This is a genomic window from Terriglobia bacterium (genome assembly GCA_020073085.1).
GTDB lineage: Bacteria > Acidobacteriota > Terriglobia > JAIQFV01 > JAIQFV01 > JAIQFV01.
The window spans coordinates 219,351-242,978 of the sequence record JAIQFV010000013.1 but is presented as its reverse complement, the minus strand read 5'-3'; the positions used below and the strand labels follow the sequence as shown (position 1 = coordinate 242,978).

The following is a 23,628-nucleotide window of genomic DNA, read 5'->3' as shown; positions in this document are numbered from 1 at the left end:
TGCTTTTTGCATATCGCTTGCTCTGGACATGTGACATATATATACAACTTATTGTGACACAAGTCAAGCGTTTTGTTTTCTTCTCGTGAACTTCACTTTCCGGGAAAACTCGAAGTTATCTTTTGCGTTCAGGGGGTAAGCGGACCGCCTTGGGGGGTCCCCTCTGACCGCGCCATCACTATCCCACCGAGCATCATCCCCGCTTGCAGGTATCGACGAACCAGTCGCAAGACGCGCTTGTCCTTAATCCGGCGGGCCAACCGCGACATCAAAATGTCGTGATTGACCCGGTCGAAAAACTTCTCCAAGTCCAGGTCCACGACCCAGCGTCGGCCTTCCGCCACCCATCGGCGGGCTTCGAGCACCGCTTGTTGGGCGCTTCGGCCGGGCCGGAAACCGTAGCTCCACTCGGAAAAGTCCGGATCAAACTGCGGACTCAGCACCTGATGCAACGCCTGTTGGATCAGTCGATCCACCACCGTCGGAATGCCCAACTGCCGCATCCCCCCGCCCGGCTTTTCGATCTCCACGCCCCGGACGGGTTGGGGGAGGTATCGTCCTCCCAACAGTTCCTCTCTGATCCGCGCCCAGTGTCCCTTCAGGTAGGGCTTCAGCTGCTCCACGGTCATCTCATCGACGCCCGCAGCGCCTCGGTTGCTCACCACCCTCTGGTAGGCGCGTTTCATGTTTTCCCGTTCGACCACTGCTTCCATCCACCCCTCGTGCTCCGGGCTGGAGTCTCCTCCCCTTGCCGTGACGTTTGACGCACCCACTCGGTCCTCTCGCCGATTCCGTCGGCTACCCTCGCGGTGGGATTCGGACATCTCAGTCATACTCTCTGCGTCTCCTGCCGTCCTCGAAACGGAAGGCTCCTTCCCGTTCTTTCTGTTTGGGCCTTCGGTCGGGTCGAGCGACCTACTGTGCCCTCGGCTGACTTCTGTGACTCCTTCCCCCCGCCTCGCGACGGAAGTAGCCTTGGAGCAGAATCACAGATCTCCCCGGGTAATGCGCACTCACCTTCCCGCTTATGCCCGCCGCATCTACGACCCGGTGTTCCGGACAGGGTTAGGACTTTGAAGATATGTGCCTTCTCCTCCCACCGGGCCGCCTTTTATGCGATTCCTGTACGTCGGGCCAGCGTTTTGCCTGCGGCTTCCTTCCGATTCCACCTCACGGTGGACACCCTTGCCGTCCAGCTAACGATTCCTCCTGTCAGGCTCGTAGAAGACTTTCACTTCCAAGTGAGTGCGCCCTGCCGGGCGCACACAAAAAAACCCGAGGGCGAAATCCCTCGGGTAAAATATCGTTTAGATTGTGGTGACGATTTACTGTTGAGGAGGTGGAGTCTGAGCGCCCAGTCTTTCGACCTTATCGGCCTGGAGACCTTTCGGGCCCTCGGTTACTTCAAACCTCACCAGTTCGCCTTCAGCCAGGGTGCGGTAGCCTTCAGCGAGGATCGCCGTGTGATGCACAAAGACATCGCTACCCGACTCACGCTCGATGAATCCGTACCCCTTGCTGTTATTGAACCACTTCACCTTACCAGTTTCTTTTGCCATTGAGAGATTGCTCCTTCGTTGCTGCTAGGTTTTTGAAGAACCCCGACTAGCAAGATCGAAGCTCTTTGCAATCACGTTTTGTGCTGCCTTGTTTGCCCGCGAGGCTGAGCGACCCTGGTCTACCCGACTGATCCCCTGACCCAAAATGAAAAAGGCCGCTGAGTTTAGTTGTGCCAATTCAGCGGCCTCTGTTTCATATTGAATCAGTCCTGAGCCAACAAAAACACAAAACAACTGCACTAAAAAAAATACTTGAACCAAATTTTGCTGTCAACTAAAAAATACGATAAGCGTCTCTTTTTGCCAAACCTTACGTGCCCGGCGGGTTTTAAGTCCAAGTTCACCGGAGGCAGCCGATATGCATTTCCCACGGCAAACGCGGTTTACTGAAGGTGACTCGTGGAATGAGAATCTCCACCGGGTGCCGGGGCTTTTCTGCGCTTCGGGAATAGATCGCAAAGCCCGGAGGAAGTGAAATCCGGCCTTCAGGTCGCGGGGATCCTGAAGCTGAGCCGATAGAACCTTCTTCGCTCCCCAAGCAAAATGGCCCCGCCTGAAACACTCAAGCGGGGCCATTCTAGATTTATTCCTGGCAGCGTCCTACCTTCCCGCACGGTTTCCCGTGAAGTATTATCGGCGCTGTGGGTCTTAACTACCGAGTTCGGGATGGGATCGGGTGGTACCCCCACGCTATGGCCGCCAGGAAGCGGATGAGTCGTGGACCGGGGGTTCGCCGGAGTTGAAAGCGTTCCGTCGAACCGGGTGGTTCTGACAACTCAATATTGATGGGTAATTAATATAAGATTCAAGCCGAACGGTCAATTAGTATTGGTCAGCTAAGTCCATCACTGGACTTACACATCCAACCTATCAAACCAATCGTCTCTTGGTGACCTTCATATCCACCGAGGTGGATTGGGAGATCTGATCTCGGGGGGTGCTTCACGCTTATATGCATTCAGCGTTTATCACGGCCGAACTTCGCTACCCAGCCATGCCACGGGCGTGACAGCTGGAACACAAGAGGTTCGTCCATCCCGGTCCTCTCGTACTAAGGACAGATCCCCTCAAATCTCCTACGCCCACATCAGATAGGGACCGAACTGTCTCGCGACGTTCTGAACCCAGCTCACGTACCGCTTTAATAGGCGAACAGCCTAACCCTTGGAACCTTCTACAGCTCCAGGATGCGATGAGCCGACATCGAGGTGCCAAACCTTGGCGTCGATATGAACTCTTGGCCAAGATCAGCCTGTTATCCCCGGCGTACCTTTTATCCGTTGAGCGATGGCCCTTCCATACGGGACCACCGGATCACTAGGTCCGACTTTCGTCTCTGCTCGACTTGTAGGTCTCGCAGTCAGGCTAGCATATGCCCTTACACTCGAGGGGTGATTTCCAAACACCCTGAGCTAACCTTTGAGCGCCTCCGTTACCGTTTAGGAGGCGACCGCCCCAGTCAAACTACCCGCCTGGCAGTGTCCCTCTCCACGTCGAGTGGAGTAGGTTAGAACCACAGAACAATCAGGGTGGTATCTCAACGACGGCTCCACTGAGTCCGAGAACCCAGTCTCAAAGCCTCCCACCTATTCTGCGCAGACCGCACCATAGTCCATTGCCAAGGTATAGTAAAGGTGCACGGGGTCTTTCCGTCTAGATGCGGGAAACCGGCATCTTCACCGGTGCTACAAGTTCGCTGAGCCACTCGTTAAGACAGTTGCCAGATCGTTACGCCATTCGTGCAGGTCGGAACTTACCCGACAAGGAATTTCGCTACCTTAGGACCGTTATAGTTACGGCCGCCGTTCACTGGGGCTTCAGTTCAAAGCTTCACCCGCTTGCGCAGGTTGACCTCTCCCTTTAACCTTCCAGCACCGGGCAGGCGTCAGCCCCTATACGTCGTTTTCGACTTTGCAGAGACCTGTGTTTTTGTTAAACAGTCGCCTGGCACTATTCACTGCGGCCCCGATTGCTCGAGGCACTCCTTCTTCCGAAGTTACGGAGCTAATTTGCCGAGTTCCTGAACGAGTGTTCTCTCAAGCGCCTGATCACATTAGTGACCGTCTACCTGTGTCGGTTTGCGGTACGAGTACCTTATCAACTCCTTAGAGGTTTTTCTTGGCAGGGCACTTAATGACTTTGGAGCCTTACGGCGTCGTCGCACTTCACCATGTGATTGCGGTGGATTTTCCTGCCGCCATGGATCCATGTTCATCAGCACGACCAATCGCTGACCCATCTTGCACTCTGCGTTACCCCATCGTGATAACGTCAACAAGGTAGTAGCCGAATATTAACGGCTCTCCCATCGCTTACGCCTTTCGACCTCAGCTTAGGGATCGACTAACCCTGAGCGGATTAACCTTTCTCAGGAAACCTTAGACTTACGGCGCGGGGGGTTCCCACCCCCGTTATCGCTACTTATGTCGGCAGGGTCTCTTCCCAACCGTCGACCGGTGCTTGCGCTCCGGCTTCAAACTATTGGGAATGCTCCTCTACCAGTGCCCGCCCGAGGGCGGACAATCTACAGCTTCGGTACGTTGCTTGAGCCCCGTTGAATTGTCGGCACAGAGCCGCTTGACCAGTGAGCTATTACGCTTTCTTTAAAGGATGGCTGCTTCTAAGCCAACCTCCTGGCTGTCTCGGCGCCTCCACTTCCTTTCCCACTTAGCAACGATTTTGGGACCTTAGCTGGTAGTCTGGGCTCTTTCCCTCTCGACAATGAAGCTTAGCCCCCACTGTCTGACTCCCATGCATTCGTTTGTGGCATTCGAAGTTTGATTGGATTCAGTAGAGCGGTAACTCCCTTAGTCCATTCAGGTCTCTACCACCACAACGATTCACATGAGGCTAGCCCTAAAGCTATTTCGAGGAGAACGGGCAATCACGGAATTTGATTAGCCTTTCACCCCTATCCTCAGCTCATCCAAGCTGTTTTCAACCAACACTGGTTCGGGCCTCCAGTAGGTGTTACCCTACTTTCACCCTGGCCAAGGATAGATCATCCCGCTTCGCGTCTATACCCAGCAACTAATCGCCCTATTCAGACTTGCTTTCGCTGCGGCTCCTCCGGAACGGATTAACCTTGCTGCTGAGAATAACTAGCCGACTCATTATGCAAAAGGCACGCGGTCAGGCCCCGAGAAACTCCGAAGAGGTCCTCGAGACGCCCTCCCACTGCTTGTAAGCAAACAGTTTCAGGTACTTTTTCACTCCCCTCGCAGGGGTTCTTTTCACCTTTCCCTCACGGTACTGGTTCACTATCGGTCGATAGGTTGTATTTAGCCTTGCCAGATGGTCCTGGCGGATTCCCACAGGGTTCCACGTGTCCCGTGGTACTCAGGATACCGCTCGCCCACTCCGGTTTTCGCTTACGGGGCTATCACCCTCTTTGGCCGACTTTTCCAAGTCGTTCAACTAACCTTCGCGGTGCTAAATGCGGTCCTACAACCCCGCCCGTATCGCTACGAACGGTTTGGGCTGTTTCCATTTCGCTCGCCACTACTCCGGAAATCGCGATTGTTTTCTTTTCCTCCAGGTACTGAGATGGTTCACTTCCCTGGGTTGCCTCTACCCCGCCTATGAATTCAGCGGGGAGTCCCCCGGTTTTACCGGAGGGGGTTCCCCCATTCGGAAATCTGCGGATCAAAGCTTGTTTGCAGCTCCCCGCAGCTTATCGCAGCTTGCCGCGTCCTTCATCGACACCTATCGCCAAGGCATCCACTGTTTGCCCTTAGTAGCTTGAAAATTCTTAACATCAACTACCCATCAATATTCAATTGTCAAAGACCCAACACCCGATTTCGGACTTCGGATTTGCGATTTCGGAGGATGGAAAACCCCTTCCCCTTCCCTCATGCCGAAATCAAAAATCCGCAATCCGCAATCGAAAATTCCGCATTCCGAAATCTGGTGGAGCTGATGGGGATCGAACCCACGACCTCGTGAATGCAAATCACGCGCTCTCCCAGCTGAGCTACAGCCCCACACATCATTTCGGATTGCGGATTGATGATTTCGGAATGAACCCTCGCCCCTCAAGGCTGTTCCAATCCAAAATCCGCAATCGGCAATCCGAAATCTGGTGGGCCTAGGTAGAGTTGAACTACCGACCTCACCCTTATCAGGGGTGCGCTCTAGCCAACTGAGCTATAGGCCCATCCCTTTAGCCTATAGCATAAAGCGCTCAGCAGGAACCCCGACGACCGGCCGCTGGACGGCCGCCTTCCCGGCTTTACGCCTTCAGCTTCTCGGAAGAGCTTTGAGGTAGATTGAGGTGCCGAACTCTGAAAAACTCAGGCTGAGTGACCGAGCGCCATAGCGCCCAATCGATTTCTCTTAGAAAGGAGGTGATCCAGCCACAGGTTCTCCTACAGCTACCTTGTTACGACTTCACCCCAATCACCAGCCATACCTTGGGCGTTTGCTTCTCTTGCGAGTTAGCTCAACGACTTCTAGTACAGCCGGCTTTCGTGATGTGACGGGCGGTGTGTACAAGGCCCGGGAACGTATTCACCGCAGCGTTCTGATCCGCGATTACTAGCGATTCCAGCTTCATGCAGGCGAGTTGCAGCCTGCAATCCGAACTGAGGTCGGTTTTTTCCGATTAGCTCCCCCTCGCGGGTTTGCGACGGTTTGTACCGACCATTGTAGCACGTGTGTAGCCCTGGACATAAAGGCCATGAGGACTTGACGTCATCCCCACCTTCCTCCGATTTGTCATCGGCAGTCTCCTTAGGGTGCTTCCCTTTCGGGCGAGCAACAAAGGACAAGGGTTGCGCTCGTTGCGGGACTTAACCCAACATCTCACGACACGAGCTGACGACAGCCATGCAGCACCTATGCAAGAGTCTGTTGCCAGACGTCAACATCTCTGCTGACTTCCCCTGCATTTCGAGCCCAGGTAAGGTTCTTCGCGTTGCGTCGAATTGAACCACATGCTCCACCGCTTGTGCGGGCCCCCGTCAATTCCTTTGAGTTTCAGACTTGCGACCGTACTCCCCAGGCGGGTCACTTAATGCGTTAACTTCGGCACAGGCCCAGTAAAGGACCTACACCCAGTGACCATCGTTTACGGCTAGGACTACCAGGGTATCTAATCCTGTTTGCTCCCCTAGCTTTCGCGCCTCAGCGTCAGTTGTGGTCCAGAGCGCCGCCTTCGCCACTGGTGTTCCTCCCGATATCTACGCATTTCACCGCTACACCGGGAATTCCACGCTCCCATCCCACACTCGAGCCCGGCAGTATCCGATGCAGATCTGCAGTTAAGCCGCAGGGTTTCACATTGGACTTGCCGAACCGCCTACGCGCCCTTTACGCCCAATAATTCCGAACAACGCTTGCCCCCCCCGTATTACCGCGGCTGCTGGCACGGAGTTAGCCGGGGCTTCTTCTTCGGGTACCGTCAGACCCTTGCGGGCGTTCTTCCCCGTCGAAAGGACTTTACGTTCCAAGGAACTTCATCATCCACGCGGCGTTGCTTCGTCAGGCTTGCGCCCATTGCGAAAAATTCCCCACTGCTGCCTCCCGTAGGAGTCTGGACCGTGTTTCAGTTCCAGTGTGGCCGTGCTCCCTCTCAGGACGGCTACTGATCATCGCCTTGGTAGGCCATTACCCTGCCAACTAGCTAATCAGCCGCGGGCCCCTCTTTAAGCGATCTTGCGACCTTTCAAAACCCCAACCGAAGTCAGGGTTTGTTATGCGGTATTAGCCCGCCTTTCGACAGGTTATCCCCCACTTGAAGGTAGGTTACCCACGTGTTACTCACCCGTGCGCCACTCTACTTACCCTTGCGGGCTTTCGCGTTCGACTTGCATGTGTTAGGCACGCCGCCAGCGTTGATTCTGAGCCAGGATCAAACTCTCATATATAGCTTGATCGGTTCGTACGTCTCAAACCTGAAATTCTCCAGAATTCAGGCACTCTCAATCTATTGTCAAAGAACATGACCTCAAAGCTTTAGAAATATAAAGAAAGAAAACGATTCAGTCAAGTGGTAATTCATAAAAACTCGGATGCCTCATTAACCGCACAATGTGGCCCTCTCCGTTTGACTCGGCGGAGCACCCATTCTCAAGCCCTTGGGGGGCCTTCCCATTTCGGATTGCCGAATTCGGATTGCGCCATAAAACCGCTGAAACCCCCGCGCTGCGGCCTCGCCCCGTCCTTCCGAGCGTTGCCGGTTCCGCGCGGACGCCCGGGAATTGTCCATTCGTTCCCCGCCCCCGCGGCCGGCCTCACTGGATCATCGTCTTCTTGTCCTCGTGATTGCGCGGGTCCGCCTTCTTCTCTTTTTCGACCTCACTCAGATAGATGGTGAACTTTCGCCGGGCGCGTTCGAGCTTCCAGCGGGCCCACATCTCGCCCCATCCGAGCGACCACCGGCCGCGGCGAAGGTAGAGATATCCAAATATCATTCCCCCCAGATGGGCGGTGTGGGAGACGCCGGACCCCGACGTGGCGATCGCCGCGTAAAACTCCAGCGCGCCCATAATCAGGACGAAATACTTGGCCTTGATGGGAAACAAGAAATAAAGATAGATGATCCGGTCGGCAAACAAGATGCCATAAGCCAACAGCAGTCCGTAGATCGCGCCCGAAGCGCCCACCGTCGGAATCACGGAGGACGGTCCCACAAGGTAGCTGCAGAGGCCCGCCCCCACACCTGACAGAAAATAATATTGCAGAAATTTCTTCAGTCCCCAGAGCCGCTCCAGGTCGCAGCCAAACATCCACAGGACCAGCATATTGAAGAGAATGTGAAACGGGCCTGCATGGACAAACAGGTAGGTCACAAATTGCCACCCATAGAATCGCGCCGTGATCAGCGCCGGAACCAGACCAAACCACATGTCAAAGGGAACATCCGCCACGTTCTGCACAAGAAACCGCAGTGCGAACGCCGCGACATTCGCGAGGATCAGCCATTTGACCCCGCGACTCATCGGGCCTCCGAACGAGAGGGTCCGGGTTTGATATCGGGAAGAGTTCATGGAAAATCAGCGATCAGCATCAAGCGGTCTGATGCTCACGCAGATATCTCTCTATTCGTGGGCCGTAAATCGGGAACCGGGATGCCAGCAATTCGACATCCTGACGGACCTTCTGGCGTGTCACTTCACTCTCCGGTTCGAGAAGGACCGCGGTGATCAGCGCGCCGATGCGTTTCATTTCCTCCTGCTTCATGCCCCGCGTGGTGACTGCCGGAGTCCCAATCCGAATCCCACTGGCGGTCATGGGAGGGTTCGTATCAAACGGAATGGCGTTCTTGTTCACAGTGATCCGGGCTGCCTCAAGGGCCTTTTCCGCCTGCTTCCCCGTGAGGTTCTTCTTGGTCACATCCACCAGCATCAAATGGGTGTCCGTTCCATTGGAGACAATCCGGAAGCCGTTATGAGCGAGGACCTCTGCCAGGGTCCGGGCATTCTCCAGCACCTGTTGAATATAGACACGAAATTCCGGCTGCAAGGCTTCAAAAAATGCCACCGCTTTGGCCGCGATGACATGCATCAGCGGGCCCCCTTGGACCCCCGGAAACACCACACGATCGAGATCCTTGGCAAAAGCCTCTTTGCACATCACCATGCCGCCCCGGGGGCCGCGCAAGGTCTTGTGGGTGGTTGTGGTCACGAAGTCGGCGTACGGCACCGGGGACGGATGCAAGCCGGTGGCAACCATCCCGGCAATGTGGGCGATATCCACCATCAACAGGGCGCCGCAGGCCCTGGCGATCTCGCTCAACCGCGGAAAATCAATGATGCGCGGATACGCGCTGGCTCCCGCCACAATCAAACGGGGATGGTGTTCCATCGCGAGCCGCTCGAGTTCGTCATAATCGATGGTTTCAGTGTCCCGGCGAACCCCATAGGGGACGATGTTGTACATCTTTCCGGAGAAATTCAAAGGGTGACCGTGCGTGAGGTGACCGCCATGCGCCAAATTCATGCCGAGCATGGTGTCGCCGGGTTTCAGGACCGTCAGATAGACGGACATATTGGCCTGGGCCCCGGAATGCGGTTGGACATTGGCGTGGTCGCAGCCAAACAGCTGCCGGGCGCGCTTGATCGCCAGAGACTCCGCCACGTCGACAAACTCGCAACCCCCGTAATATCGTTTCCCCGGATACCCCTCGGCATACTTGTTGGTCAACACGGAACCCAGCGCCGCCAGCACAGCCTCACTTACAAAATTCTCAGAGGCGATCAGTTCAAGTCCTTCGGCTTGACGGCGCGTCTCTGCCAGCAGCGCTTCGGCAATCTCCGGGTCCGTCTCTCCGACTGCCTGGTTCATCCAATTTTCATTCCCGCTCATAGGCATTCATCCATTTCTTTTTTATCTTCTCCGCAGCCCGCCGGAGAAAAACATGGAAACATAAAGCGTATCAAGGTCGCCGCCCGACAGGGTGCCGGCCGGCGGAGCGTACTAGTCATCTCGCGCCGGGGGACCCTTGAGATTCTGTCGCTCGATTTCCCTGATCTTCTCAACCCGCTGGGCGTGTCTTCCCCCCTCGAACGGAGTGCTCAACCAGATCTCCACCATCTTCCGGGCCACATCCTCGCCCACGACCCGACCGCCCAAACACAACACATTAGCGTCATTGTGCGACCGGCTCACCTCCGCCATGTAAGGATCCACGCACTCGGCCGCCCGGACCCCCGCCACCTTATTGGCGGCGATGGACATGCCGATTCCAGACCCGCACACCAGAATTCCCCGCTCGACCTCTCCTCTCGACACCTTTTCAGCCACGACTTTCGCGAAATCCGGATAATCACAACGCGCCTCGGAATGAGTCCCGACGTCCTGAACTTCGCATGCCTTTTCACGCAACCACGCCAAAACCTTCTGTTTGAGCTCAAAACCGGCGTGATCGCTGCCGATTGCAACTTTCATGGTCAAAAAATGGTAGCCCACGGACAGGGGATTTGCAATCAAAATAAAGACCGCACCACCGTCGACAATCGCCCTTCCCTTGCCCCCAAACATCTCTGACACAACACATTGGGGTGGACTTGCATCCTAACTTAAGGGCGAAAGGGCTTGACTCAAACCAGCCCGGAAAATACAATACATCCTGTCAATCGTAGTCCGCGAGGGAGAGTTCCCTATGAAAGCATCAAAGCTGATTTTTTTGGCCGTGGTGGGATGTGTGATAGCACTCCTGCTGACGGGATCTGCATCTTTGGCAGACAAGAAGTCCAAGGAACAAAAGGAACGGGAAAAATCACTCAAGGCTGAAAAGGAAGGGAAGTTTTACAAGGACTGGCTCCAGAAAGACGTCACCTACATCATCACGGATGAAGAGCGAAAAGCCTTTAAGAACCTGAGCACGGACGAGGAACGGGACCAGTTTATCGAGCAGTTCTGGCTGCGCCGGGATCCCACTCCGGACACTCAGGAAAATGAGTTTAAAGAAGAGCACTATCGCCGGATCGCCTACGCCAACGAACACTATGGCTCGGGAATCCCGGGATGGAAAACGGACCGTGGCCGCATCTATGTCATGTACGGACCCGCAGATGAGATAGAGTCCCATCCCAGCGGCGGCTCCTATGAGCGCCCCTCCGAAGAAGGGGGAGGATCCACTTCCACGTATCCTTTTGAAATCTGGCGCTACCGCTATATCGAAGGGATCGGCAATGAGGTCCTGCTGGAGTTTGTCGACCCCACGATGAGTGGCGAATACCACCTGACCATTGACCCCAGTGAGAAGGATGCTTTGTTGTACGTCCCCAATGCCGGCCTGACGATGATGGAGCAAATGGGTCTGGCCAGCAAGGTGGACCGCTTCAACAACACGGACGGCACGCACATGGGCAAATCCATTGGCGGACAGACGATGGGGCAAAACGAATTCGAACGCCTGGAACTGCTGTCCAAGATTAACCGTCCGCCGGCGGTGAAATTCAAAGATCTCGAAGCGGTCGTGACCACCAAGCTTTCGTATAACCTCCTGCCCTTCGAAATGCGCAGCGATTTCATCAAGATCACCAATGAAACCGTTCTGACGCCGATCACGCTCCAAATTGACAATAAGAACCTCACCTACGTGGAGAGGGAGGGGATCCATCAGGCCGTGGTCAACGTCTTTGGCCGCATTACCGGCGTGAATGGCCGCGTGGCGCAGACCTTCGAACAGGTCATCGACCGGCGCATCCCGGACAGTGATTTCCAGCGGGAACTTGCAGGCGTGTCCGTCTTTCAGAAATCATTCCCGATGAGACCGGGCCTTTACAAGATCGACCTCGTGCTCAAAGACGTCAACAGCGGCAATCTGGGGAGCTATACGACGCGCTTGAGGATTCCTTCATTCAACGACGAGAAGCTGGAATCCAGCACTTTGATTTTGGCCGACAAAATTGAGAAAATACCCTCGAAGTTAGTGGGCTCGGACCAGCAGTTTGTGATCGGCTCCATGAAGGTGCGGCCCAGTGTGAATGTGACTTTCGACCGTCAGCAGAACCTCGGGATTTACTTGCAGGTGTATAATCTGGCGGTGGATGAACAGACCAACCGGCCTTCGGTTCAAGTGGAGTACACCATCACCAACGACAAGGACAAATCGCAGGTTTTGAATTATGTGGAAACTCCCGAGAAGGTCGAAGGCGCATCGTCTCAAATGACCATTGAAAAGCTGATGCGCTTGGACACCCTGCCGCCGGGAAAGTATAACGTTCAAATCAAAGTAAGTGATAATATCAGCAAGCAGACCATCGTCCCGACGGCGACGTTTGAGGTCAAGAACTAGGATCTGTGAATTTAAGAAATTCCCGCGGCGTGACCGGAAGCCCCGAAGCGGAAGGGCAGGCGCGCGAGGTGTTCCCGGGGGGGCGTTTCCCCGGGCAGGCGCTGCGACAGGGTTGGCTCCAAATTGATCCGGATGACCACCTCATGAAACATCGAGCCCTCATTGGTTGTCTCTTGTTTTTTCTGAGCACGACGTGTGCCCAGGCGCTGGAATTGGGATCCCTGAGCGGCGTGGTGAAGGAGCCCACCGGTCAACCCGCCGTCGGGGTCGCCGTGGCTCTCTACAGCACCGGCTCGACGCTGCCCATTGAGCGAAAGACCCTGAGCGACCTGAAAGGTCAGTTTCAATTCACAGCGCTCTTTCCGGGCAGTTACATCCTTCAGGTTTTCACCGTTGCTCCGTGGAGTGAAGTCTCCAAAGCGCTGGTCGTCACTCCGGGCAGAAATGACTCACTGGTCATTCACCTTTCCGACATTCTCACCCTGGCGTTTAAACCGCCGCGAATTACTGCGGAGGGGGACGACCGGCTCGAAGATGCGAAGTGGGTTTTAAGAACATCGCGAAGTACCCGCCCCATCCTGCGGTTCAGGGACAATCCGGATTTGGAAGCCGTGGCTGAGAACTCCCCGAACGGCTCCTCTCTCCCGTTTCGCGGCGTGCTGGAAATCTCTTCGGCGAGCGAGGTTTCAAATGCGAGCCTCGACGCCAATTCCTTCAATTCCACGTTTGCCTTTATTCATACCCTCTCTCCCACCACTCAGCTGCTGGTCGCCGGGGGAGTCGGGTTTTTGGGTTCAAATCAGGCCAGCGTGAGCAGTGCTCTCAACTTTAAGCTCGATGACACCCACACGGCCACGGTCACACTCGGATTGCGGCAGTTCGGATTGCCCCTCATGACGAGTTCCGAACTGTCGCAGGTGCTGGCTTCGATCTCTGACGCCAACGGCACCCTTTCCCAGAACCAGAATCTCCTGGTCTCCCTGGACTTGCAGGATCGGTTCAAATTAGGCGATCACATCGAGATGATGGGGGGGTTGACCTTCGACCACCTCGAATCGGTCCGAACGCGAAACATGGTGCGCCCCCGCGTCGGGATCACGGCCGACCTCTCTCCCACGCTCACCGTGCGCGCCCTGGCGATGAACACCACCCTGGAACGCGCCAAGACATTTAATATGCCGGAGGGCGAATCCATCAGCTTGCCCTCGATCGCCCGGATGACCCTTTCCCCCAACTCCACGCGGGCCGAATCGGTGAACCATGTTGAGATGAGTTTTGACCGGAAGATCACTGAACGGACCCGGGTGGTGGTGAGCTTCTTCCAGGACCAGTTCAGGGACCGGACCCTCCTGCTTTCCAATTTTGATTCCATCGATGTGGGAGGATCCACCCAGCGCGGCTACGGTGTGGCGTTGCTCTCTCACCCCACGTCGAAGCTCTCCTTCTCTCTCGGTTACAACTATGCCGGAGGATTGGAAGAATCCGATTTGACTGCCTCGATGACTGAGCCCGGGGGCGAAGGGACGCCGATCTTCAAAAACCGCTATTATCACATCGTCACGGGGGGCATGGGATTCCAGCTCCCTCGGGCTCAGACCCAGGTCAACATACTCTATCGCAAGATCCTGGGTCTTCCGCTGACCCTCATCGATCCCTTTCAGTCCAATTTTTTTGCTTCAGAGGCCGGGCTCAACGTGGTGATTACGCAACCGCTCCCCAACTTCACCCTGCTGCCCGGTCAGTTGGAGGCCCAGGCCGATTTTCGAAATTTGTTCTCGGAAGGGTCTTCCCGCCCCGGAAACTCCCTCCCCATCGACTTCCTCTCACAGCAAGCCCGAGTAATTCGAGGTGGATTGAGCCTCAAATTCTGATAAGCTGTACGCATGCCCCGTCTGATATCAGGCCAACCCCTCGACGACGACGTTAACTTTGAATTACCCCTTCGTCCTCGCTTCCTCAAGGAATTCATCGGACAACCCAAGGTGCGCGAGAATCTTTCAATCGGCATTGAAGCCGCAAGGGCGCGGAAGGAATCGATGGATCACGTCCTGCTTTACGGCCCACCCGGTCTCGGGAAGACGACTCTGGCGAGCATTATCGCCAATGAGCTGGGTGTGGGTTTCCGGTCGACTTCCGGACCGCTCATCCAGATCAAGGGTGATCTGACGGCCGTGCTCACCAATCTTCAACCGCACGATGTGCTTTTCATCGATGAAATTCACCGCTTGCAGCCGGCCATTGAAGAGATCCTTTACCCGGCGATGGAGGATTACAAGCTGGATATCATGATTGGGCAGGGGCCGAGCGCCCGCGCCATCACGATGCCCCTCTCGAAATTCACGCTGATTGGGGCCACCACCCGGGCCGGCCTGCTCTCGGCGCCCCTGCGTTCCCGCTTCGGAATCATTCACCGGCTCAACTATTACGAAGAGTCCAGCATCGCCGAGATCGTGACCCGCTCCGCCTCCATCCTCGGCGTCGAAATCGAGGCTTCGGCCATCGCGGAACTAGCACGCCGCTCCCGTGGGACTCCGAGAATCGCAAACCGCCTCCTGCGCCGGGTGCGCGATTTTGCGCAGGTCAAAGGAAACGGCGCCATCACCCATTCTCTGGCGGTCGATGGACTGGGCATGCTGGATGTGGACGAACGCGGGTTGGACGAGATGGATCGCACCGTGCTGCAAACCATCATCCATAAGTTTAACGGAGGGCCGGTCGGCATCTCCACCATCGCCGCTGCCATGAGCGAGGAGGAGGACGCGATCGAGGAGATTTACGAGCCCTTTTTGATTCAGATTGGATTCCTGGATCGGACCCCCCGGGGACGGGTGGTCACCCCGCTGGGCTATCGCTATTTCGGGATGGCTCCCCACGGCGGGCAAACGCCTCTCTTCCATTAAGTGAACACAGAGCGGCCCGGCAACACGGGGGAGCCTGATCGTTCCGCTGTCCTTTGCCACCGCTCCCGTCAAACCATGTCACTGCTGAAAAAATTGTTCGCACCCATCTCCTTCCCCCTCACATCGCTCCTCCTCATTTTCCCGGGAGGAACTTCGGGGCAAGTCGTGACGCATCCGGGGGCGGGCAGGCCGGCAGCCCCGAGACAGGAATTCTCTGAGGCGGACTTGAAGGTATTCATCAATGCCATTTTTGCCACGGCCCAGGGAGTCCGCCCCGAGCTTCGTGCTGCCGGATTAAGGCATTTGGCCTCCGTCATCGTCTCGATGGACTCGAGCCGCGCCTTGTGGGTTTATGACCAGGCCTTCCGGTCCGCCGAACAGTTGTCTGCCCCTGACAAACGGACTCTGCGGGAGTCCCTGGAACGGGACATCATCCTGGATGAGGCTAAACTCGACCTCTCTCGCGCGGTTGACCATGCTTTGACACTCCAACCCGAACCCGCAACGGCCGCGACCGCCCGTTCCGGAGAACAGATGAAGTTGATTCTCCTGGCGGACCTAATGCGGAGGGTCCCCGCTGATGACCGGGAAACCCTTTTTCAGAAAATCGCTCCTGTGCTGGTGCAAGAGGATGTGGATTTCGACCAGACGCTCACCATCGCCCAGTTCTTCCAAAAAGACTTGCCGGAACGCACGCAGCAGCTTTATACCCAGGCGGTCGGAAAATTCGATCTCCTTCCCGCCGATGAAGCCCTGATCAGCACCTTCGCCTCGCTCACAAGGGTTGTGGGCAGTACCAATCCGATTCTTGCCGAAATGGGAGTGGACGTTCTCTTGAAGAAAGCTGATGAGGTGGATGCGAAGCTGGAGAAAGAAAGAGCCGGGGATCCGCAGTATTTGCCTTCCCAGGAAGGCGTCTTCGGCCCAACACATCTCCTCATGCTGAGTCAGTTTCTCCCCCTCATGCAAAAGACCAATCCGGCCCGGGCCAGGGAATGGACGGAGACGCTTCAGGATAAGAGGAATCAGGAGAATCTGAAGCAATCGTCCACACGGCGCGCTTTCCGAGCGGGCACCTCAGCGGATGCCCCCAGTCCATTTACACCCGGATCTGCTGCCTCCACCCCCCCCGCACCGCGCCAGGCGTCTGCGGGCCCTCCCGGGACGTCTCCAAAAGGGACTCCGGACCGTACCGTCGAAGACCCGAATCAGCCCACCACACCCGAGCAGATGATGACCCTGGCAATGCAGCCACCCTCGGCCTTTTCTCTCGCCCTGACCCGGGATTTGGTCAAGGCTCAAACCCTCTCCAAGAACCAACCGGTTGAGTATTCGCGTCGGCTCGAAGAAATTCTGCCCCGCCTTCAACTCGAGAATAACCCTCAAGCAAAGGGTTCGGCCCTTGCACAGATTGCCCTGGCTTATTTCCAAATGGGCGACCCCGTCCAGGCTCGGAAATACTTGAGCGAAAGCCTGGCCCAAAGTGAACAAGGCGATTCGCCCTTGCTCAGAAATTCGACTTCGCCTCCCCTGTTCTTTACAATGTATTCTGCCACCTCGAACGCCGTGGTCAAGGTGGCTCCTCAGTTCCCGCATGAAGCTGTTGATGCCATGAAGTCCATTTCCGATAGTCAACTTCGCCTCCGGGTGATGATTGACGTCATTCGTTCTTTAGGACCTCTCATTTCCACCTCCGCACGGCGCCCTTAACCGGCGGCGCGGAGCTCCACCCTTTTTGCCGGCGAAGCGAGTCGGGATCCCGCGAAAGATGCTAGAATCCTGAAGAAGAAGGATCGTGATTGTGGAGCCATCAGAAATTCACACGGCCTATCTCGGCCTCGGAAGCAACGTCGAAGACAAGCGGGAGAACCTTCGCCTGGCCCGGGTCTGGCTTCGGACCCCGAAGGTCAAGATCATTCGGGAATCCTCCATCTACAAAACATCTCCGGTGGATTACCTTGAGCAGGACTGGTTTTTCAACCAGGTCCTCGCCATCGAAACCTTACTCTCCCCCGCTGAGTTACTGGCACACTGTCTGAGCGTCGAATACAAAATCGGGCGGGAGCGGACCTTCGACAAGGGCCCGCGGACGATCGACGTCGACCTCCTGTTTTACGAAAGCGAGGTCATCAACCGTTTTGATCTGGTCATCCCTCACCCGTGCATCGCCGAACGAAAATTTGTTCTGACGCCGATGGCTGAATTAGCCCCCGACTTTATTCATCCCCTCCTGAAGAAATCCATTCGCACCCTGCTTGCGGAACGGGTCAATGATCCTGCCACCGTAGAGCTTCTCTGAGATCTTTCGGATTTTAAATTGCCATTAGATCACCGCGTTGGACCCTGACCCCGCCGGCTGGGCTTTCCCTGTTGATCATCTTTTTACGCATTCCTTATGAACTCTTTATTTCTCATTTATGACTTCCTTATTCTCATCCTGATAACGTACCCGCGTTGTGATGCGTCAAGGATCGAATTTCGTCAGATGCGCGTTTCAATCGGCCCAAGTTCTTGTGAGATTCAACACAGGCACCACAGTCAAGCCACTCCCTCTTATCAAAGACAGGTTCGACGAAAAACCACGTAACGAAGACCTCTTACAAAATCCTTAGGAGACAACGATGGGAAAGCTGCTAAAGTCTGCCTGCTTCTGCCTGCAATGTGCCGTGCTTATCCTGGCGGGATCGATGTGGACCCCTGCGCAGGAATCAAGTCAACCGGCAAAGGCGGGGGAACCAAAAACTCAAAATCAAGGTTCACCAACCGATCGGGAAAAACAGCTGCTCGATCGAATCGGCAAGCTGGAACAACGACTGGCCGCACTCGAATCCAAAGCGGGCGGAGCGTCCGACCCTGCGGATCAAACCGCCTCACTTTCCAAACTGACCCGTGAGCTCAAGCAGGAATCTGCCTCGTTCGTGCCACCAGAGAGAGAGGCCACGCCCGCCCCCTCTGCGCCCGCCGAACCCGACAAAAAGAAACCGGCAGAGCCCTTTGCGTTCGCGGACTTCACCTGGCTGAATGGCAACCCACGCACCAAAGAACCGGCGATGGACACGAAGTTCTTTACCCCGGAGATCCGCACCGATGTGGACTACATCTTCGACTTCAACCATCCCCAGGACCACACGGTCAGTGGGTCAAGCGAGGTTTTTCGATCGAATGAATTCCAGATGACGCAGTTGGGTGTGGGAGGCGATTTCCATTACGACCACGTTCGGGCCCGGATGATGACGCAGTTCGGGATGTATTCGCAAACGACACCGCGCAACGATGCCAGCCCGGCACGCGGCCAGTGGAACCTGGCCGACGCTTACCGCTACATTTCTGAAGCATACGGCGGCTACCACTTTGACGCCCTGCATGGAATCAATGTCGACGCCGGAATCTTCATGTCGTATGTCGGCCTTTTCAGCTACTACAACTTTGACAACTGGGCCTATCAACCGTCGTATGTCTCTTCGAACACGCCGTGGTTTTTCAATGGCCTTCGGGTCCAAATTTTTCCCACGGACAAGCTGAAGATCGAGCCGTGGATCGTCAACGGTTGGCAATCGTACGGAAAATTCAACAAGCGTCCAGGGGTGGGCGGGCAGATCCTTTGGCGTCCGAATGGCTGGTTGTCGATTCTTGGCAACCAGTATGCCCTCGGCCGAGACACTTTGGGTGTAACCGGCCGCACACGCTTCCACACGGACGACAGCATCCAAGTCAAATACTACGACACGCCGGAGAAGATGCTCGACAAGGCGGCGTTTTCTTTGACCGTAGATGCCGGATGTGAAAGCGGCGGCGGTGTAAGCTGCTTTGGAAATCGCCCGGGCGGGCCGAAGCAGAGCTTCCTCGGCTTTATGATTTACAACCGCGTTTGGTTCCACCACGATCTCTATGCCGTGACGGTGGGGGGTGGCGCCATCAACAATCCGGGTCGGTACCTGGTTCTGCTGCCGCCGATTAACGGGGCGACCGCGGCCTCGGGCACACCCTATTTCACGGAGAATCCCGGCGACCCGTACAAAGCGTGGGACGCTTCCGCGACGTTTGATTACATGCCCAGCCAGTACATCACCTTCCGCTGGGAGTACAACCATCGTGCGGCCAATGTCCCCTACTTTTCGGGGCCGGGTGGCGTGACACCTCCCGGCGGCAACACGAGCGCGCCCGGCTCCTTGGTGCCAGGCTTTGCGCCGGATCTCCGCAAGACGGAGAACCGGCTTAATATCGCTATTCTGGTGAAATTCTAGCGGGCTCAAGAGAGGGTGGGGCAGGTGCCTCCGGAGGTGGCAATTCCCCACAATAGCATTTCGGTGAACCGGGTTGCCTTCGACATTCTTCTTGGGAGATCGAGCATGCAGGACTTCATTTTCGTAATCATCACAATCGCATTCTTCGCACTGTCGCTCGGATACGTGCGTTTTTGCGACCGCGTGAAATAAGGTGGGGGGACATGAATCTCGAGTCGATCATCTTGCTGGCCGTGAGTGTTCTGGTGATGGTGTACCTCCTTTACGCGCTGTTGCGACCGGAGAAATTCTGACATGACCGCCAATGGATGGCTTCAGATAATCTTCTATCTTGTGTTGATTTTTGCCGTCACCAAGCCGATGGGTGTCTTTATGGCCCATGTGTTCAGCCGCGAGCGGACATTTATGGATCCCGTGTTGCGGCCGATGGAGCGCCTGCTCTACCGTCTCACGGGGGTGGATGAAAATCACGAGATGCGCTGGACCGAGTATGCCGGGGCTATGCTCCTGTTCAGTGTCGTCTCGATGCTGCTGTTGTACCTGATCGAACGGCTGCAAGGTTTCCTGCCATTCAACCCGCAACAGCTCGGCGCAGTGTCACCCCCTCCTCTGGCGTTCAACACGGCGGCTTCCTTTACGACGAACACGAATTGGCAGAACTATGGCGGCGAAACGACGATGAGCTATTTCACTCAGATGGCGGGGCTCGCCTACCACAATTTCGTCTCGGCGGCGGTGGGCATCGCACTGGCCATCGCATTCATCCGCGGCATCGCGCGTCGACAGATGGAGACCATTGGCAACTTCTGGGTCGACCTGATTCGGAGCTGCCTGTGGGTGCTGCTGCCGTTCTGCTTCGTCGGGACGTTGCTGCTGGTCTCGCAAGGCGTCGTTCAGAATCTTCGACCGTACGAGAAGACTGCACTGGTCGAGCCGTTCCAGGTGCAGAAAGTCGGCCCAGATGGGAAGCCAATGATCGGGCCCGACGGCAAGCCTGTGATGGATACGGTAGCCGAACAAACCATCGCGCAGGGTCCGGTGGCGTCGCAGGAGATCATCAAGGAGTGGGGTACGAACGGCGGTGGGTTTTTTAATGCGAACAGCGCACACCCCTTTGAGAATCCGACTCCGCTGTCAAACCTCATCGAGATGTTTTCGATTTTTGCCATCGGAGCGGGGCTCACTTACACCCTCGGCCGAATGACAGGCTCACAGCGCCATGGCTGGGCCGTGTGGGCGGCGATGGCGATCCTGTTCCTGGCCGGTGTGACGGCCGCCTATTGGGCAGAGGCACACGGAAATCCCCTCCTGCCGGGGGTGGATCAGCGGGCAGGCGCTCTCCAACCGGGCGGAAACATGGAGGGAAAAGAGGTCCGCTTTGGCATCGCCAACTCGTCGCTGTTCGCGACCGTGACCACCGACGCCAGCTGCGGGGCGATCAACGGGTGGCATGATTCATATACGCCGCTGGGAGGCATGGTTCCGCTCGTGAACATCATGTTGAGCGAGGTCATCTTCGGAGGAGTCGGGGCGGGGATGTACGGCATTCTGATTTATGTGGTGCTGGCCGTGTTTATTGCGGGGTTGATGGTGGGCCGTACGCCGGAGTATCTCGGAAAAAAGATCGAAGCCTACGACGTCAAGATGGCGATGCTGGTAGCACTCGTATTTCCACTTGTCATTCTTGTTTTCACGGCAATCTCCTCGGTCGTGGGATTCGGCACCTCGAGCATCAGCAATCCGGGTCCGCACGGCTTGACACAAATCCTGTACGCCTTTACGTCCCAGGCGGGCAACAATGGCTCCGCCTTCGGTGGTCTCACCGGGAACACGCCCTGGTACAACACCTCTGGTGGCATCACCATGCTGGTGGGCCGGTTTTTCATGATCATCCCCATGTTGGGAATTGCCGGCAACCTGGCGCGGAAGAAATATGTTCCTCCTTCGCTGGGTACTTTTCCTGTGACCACCCCGCTCTTCACAGTGCTCTTAATGGGCGTGATCTTGATTGTCGGGGCGCTGACATTCTTCCCGGCGCTCAGTCTCGGCCCGATCCTTGAGCATCTGCTCATGAGCGCGGGCAAAGTCTTCTGAAGGATTCTACGATGACGGCTAAAACAAAGAAGAAAGCAGTTTGGGATTGGGGAATTGTCCGGAGGGCCATCTGGGATGCCTTCCTGAAATTGAATCCACGAAAGATGATGGGGAACCCCGTCATGTTTGTGGTGGAAATCGGAAGCGTGATTACCACGGCGCTGCTCCTGCGCGATGTCCTTCAAGGGCACCCCGGCTTAAGGTTCAACTTGCAGATCACGCTGTGGCTATGGTTCACGGTGTTGTTTGCAAACTTTGCCGAAGCCATGGCCGAAGGACGCGGCAAAGCCCAGGCGGATACGCTCCGCAAGGCCAAAACTGAGACGTTGGCCAATCTCGTTTTCAAAGACCAGGGACCCGGGGTTGAAGGAGTTCAAACCATTCAAACCCCCGCCTCCAAATTACGGAAGGGGGACGTTGTCCTGGTGAAGGCGGGTGAGTTCATTCCCGGTGATGGAGAGGTCACCGAGGGCGTCGCCTCCGTGGACGAGTCGGCCATCACGGGCGAAAGTGCGCCGGTGATCCGTGAGTCGGGGGGCGACCGTTCGGCGGTCACGGGCGGCACGCGAGTCATCTCTGACTGGATCAAGATCTGCATCAGTTCCAATCCCGGAGAAACCTTTCTCGATCGGATGATCGCCCTCGTCGAGGGGGCGGAGCGGCAGAAGACGCCCAACGAAATTGCGCTGAACATCCTGCTCGCCGGATTAACTATCATCTTTCTTCTCGCAGTCGTCACGTTGCAGCCGTTCGCCATTTATTCGGGCACTCCGCAAACCGTGTTTGTCCTGGTCTCGTTGCTCGTGTGTTTGATTCCAACAACAATCGGCGGATTGCTTTCTGCTATTGGCATTGCCGGCATGGATCGCGTGATTCAGCACAATGTTCTGGCTATGTCTGGTCGCGCCGTGGAAGCGGCCGGCGACGTAAACACATTGCTCTTGGACAAGACGGGGACCATCACCCTCGGCAACCGTCAGGCGGTCGAGTTCATTCCGCTCCCCGGCATAGAGGAGAATGAAATCGCTGACGCCGCACAGCTCTCCAGTCTTTCCGACGAAACCCCGGAGGGCCGCTCCATCGTTGTGCTGGCCAAGACCAAATACGGATTGCGCGGACGGGAACTGGCCGCCCATGAGGCGCATTTCATCCCATTCTCCGCGCACACCCGGATGTCGGGGGTCGACCTCAACGGCCGCAGCATCCGTAAAGGCGCCGCCGACGCTATCATTGAATACATCGTTTCCCAGGAAGGCACGGTACCCAAAGAATTAAAGGCCTTCGTCGAGAGAATTTCAAGCACGGGCGGAACACCGCTTGTGGTCGCCGACCGGAATCGGGCGCTGGGGGTGATTCACCTGAAAGACATTGTCAAAGGGGGCATGCGAGAGCGGTTTGACCACCTGCGGCAAATGGGCATCCGAACCGTGATGATCACCGGCGACAATCCCCTGACAGCCGCGGCCATCGCTCGCGAGGCGGGCGTCGATGATTTCCTGGCGGAAGCCAAACCCCAGGACAAAATGGATTTGATCCGGCGCGAGCAGGCGCAAGGAAAGCTGGTGGCCATGACGGGCGACGGCACCAACGATGCGCCCGCCCTGGCGCAGGCCGACGTCGGCGTCGCAATGAATACCGGAACCATGCCCGCCAAAGAGGCCGGCAATATGGTCGACCTCGATTCCAACCCCACCAAGCTCATCGAGATCGTGGAAATCGGCAAACAATTGCTCATGACGCGAGGAGCGTTAACTACATTTTCCATCGCCAACGATGTGGCAAAATACTTTGCCATCATTCCCGCAATGTTCGCGGGAACCTTCCCCGTCCTGAATGCGCTGAACATCATGCGCCTGCGCACCCCCGAGTCCGCGGTGCTCTCCGCGGTGATTTTTAACGCCCTGATCATCGTCGCTTTGATTCCCCTGGCACTGCGCGGGGTGAAGTACCGCCCGCTCGGCGCCGCAGCGCTCCTGCGACGCAATCTGTGGATCTATGGCGTCGGTGGAATCATTATCCCATTCATTGGGATCAAACTGATCGACATGCTGATTACTCGTATGGGACTGGCCTAAGAGGAATTC

At 56.3% G+C, this 23,628-nt stretch carries 14 protein-coding genes, 2 tRNA genes and 3 rRNA genes; 9 read left to right on the top strand and 10 right to left on the bottom strand.

Translation table 11 applies throughout. The features are described from left to right. Nucleotides 1-128 precede the first annotated feature (128 nt). From LAO21_15050 to rpiB, 10 genes are all read right to left on the bottom strand, one after another. Nucleotides 129-833, bottom strand: a complete 705-nt coding sequence (locus LAO21_15050; GenBank protein ID MBZ5554031.1) for a hypothetical protein — start codon at nt 831-833, stop codon at nt 129-131. Between the two features lie 492 nt (nt 834-1,325). Beyond that, nucleotides 1,326-1,559 carry a cold shock domain-containing protein gene (locus tag LAO21_15045; GenBank protein ID MBZ5554030.1) on the bottom strand — a complete coding sequence of 78 codons (234 nt, stop codon included), beginning with the start codon at nt 1,557-1,559 and terminating at the stop codon, nt 1,326-1,328. Between the two features lie 587 nt (nt 1,560-2,146). Beyond that, nucleotides 2,147-2,263 (bottom strand): 5S ribosomal RNA (rrf, locus tag LAO21_15040). 97 nt (nt 2,264-2,360) lie between these two features. Further along, nucleotides 2,361-5,306 (bottom strand): 23S ribosomal RNA (locus tag LAO21_15035). A gap of 163 nt (nt 5,307-5,469) precedes the next feature. Beyond that, nucleotides 5,470-5,545, bottom strand: a tRNA-Ala gene (locus LAO21_15030). Nucleotides 5,546-5,641: 96 nt separating this feature from the next. Further along, a tRNA-Ile gene (locus tag LAO21_15025) sits at nt 5,642-5,718 on the bottom strand. A 183-nt stretch (nt 5,719-5,901) separates the two neighbouring features. Beyond that, a 16S ribosomal RNA gene (locus LAO21_15020) occupies nt 5,902-7,429 on the bottom strand. The 16S, 23S and 5S rRNA genes sit together here with 2 tRNA genes alongside, the layout of an rRNA operon. Before the next feature lie 366 nt (nt 7,430-7,795). Continuing rightward, nucleotides 7,796-8,551 (bottom strand): rhomboid family intramembrane serine protease, encoded by a 756-nt coding sequence (locus tag LAO21_15015; protein ID MBZ5554029.1) that lies wholly within the window; start codon nt 8,549-8,551, stop codon nt 7,796-7,798. Nucleotides 8,552-8,570: 19 nt separating this feature from the next. Then, the gene (locus LAO21_15010; GenBank protein ID MBZ5554028.1) at nt 8,571-9,848 is read right to left on the bottom strand and encodes a serine hydroxymethyltransferase; all 1,278 of its coding nucleotides are present in this window, start codon (nt 9,846-9,848) and stop codon (nt 8,571-8,573) included. A 132-nt stretch (nt 9,849-9,980) separates the two neighbouring features. Beyond that, a complete protein-coding gene (gene rpiB, locus LAO21_15005) occupies nt 9,981-10,451 on the bottom strand; it encodes a ribose 5-phosphate isomerase B (GenBank protein ID MBZ5554027.1) in 471 nt (156 codons plus the stop codon). A 214-nt stretch (nt 10,452-10,665) separates the two neighbouring features. Between rpiB and LAO21_15000 the strand changes: the two genes are divergently transcribed. The 9 genes from LAO21_15000 (at nt 10,666) to kdpB (ending at nt 23,619) form a co-directional block, all read left to right on the top strand. Next, on the top strand, nt 10,666-12,306 hold the full coding sequence (locus LAO21_15000) for a GWxTD domain-containing protein (GenBank protein ID MBZ5554026.1): 1,641 nt from the start codon (nt 10,666-10,668) through the stop codon (nt 12,304-12,306). A 5-nt stretch (nt 12,307-12,311) separates the two neighbouring features. Beyond that, nucleotides 12,312-14,177: a carboxypeptidase-like regulatory domain-containing protein gene (locus tag LAO21_14995; GenBank protein MBZ5554025.1), complete on the top strand. Its 1,866-nt coding sequence runs from the start codon at nt 12,312-12,314 to the stop codon at nt 14,175-14,177. Nucleotides 14,178-14,189: 12 nt separating this feature from the next. Next, on the top strand, nt 14,190-15,206 hold the full coding sequence (gene ruvB / locus LAO21_14990; protein MBZ5554024.1) for a Holliday junction branch migration DNA helicase RuvB: 1,017 nt from the start codon (nt 14,190-14,192) through the stop codon (nt 15,204-15,206). Between the two features lie 75 nt (nt 15,207-15,281). Further along, nucleotides 15,282-16,916, top strand: coding sequence for a hypothetical protein (locus LAO21_14985; protein ID MBZ5554023.1), 1,635 nt, complete (start codon nt 15,282-15,284; stop codon nt 16,914-16,916). Between the two features lie 91 nt (nt 16,917-17,007). Continuing rightward, the gene (folK, locus tag LAO21_14980) at nt 17,008-17,505 is read left to right on the top strand and encodes a 2-amino-4-hydroxy-6-hydroxymethyldihydropteridine diphosphokinase (protein ID MBZ5554022.1); all 498 of its coding nucleotides are present in this window, start codon (nt 17,008-17,010) and stop codon (nt 17,503-17,505) included. 583 nt (nt 17,506-18,088) lie between these two features. After that, on the top strand, nt 18,089-19,450 hold the full coding sequence (locus tag LAO21_14975; protein ID MBZ5554021.1) for a porin: 1,362 nt from the start codon (nt 18,089-18,091) through the stop codon (nt 19,448-19,450). Between the two features lie 203 nt (nt 19,451-19,653). Then, nucleotides 19,654-19,743: a K(+)-transporting ATPase subunit F gene (gene kdpF, locus LAO21_14970; GenBank protein MBZ5554020.1), complete on the top strand. Its 90-nt coding sequence runs from the start codon at nt 19,654-19,656 to the stop codon at nt 19,741-19,743. 1 nt (nt 19,744) lies between these two features. Further along, a complete protein-coding gene (gene kdpA, locus LAO21_14965) occupies nt 19,745-21,544 on the top strand; it encodes a potassium-transporting ATPase subunit KdpA (GenBank protein MBZ5554019.1) in 1,800 nt (599 codons plus the stop codon). Between the two features lie 11 nt (nt 21,545-21,555). Further along, nucleotides 21,556-23,619 carry a potassium-transporting ATPase subunit KdpB gene (gene kdpB / locus LAO21_14960; protein MBZ5554018.1) on the top strand — a complete coding sequence of 688 codons (2,064 nt, stop codon included), beginning with the start codon at nt 21,556-21,558 and terminating at the stop codon, nt 23,617-23,619. Nucleotides 23,620-23,628: the final 9 nt, after the last annotated feature.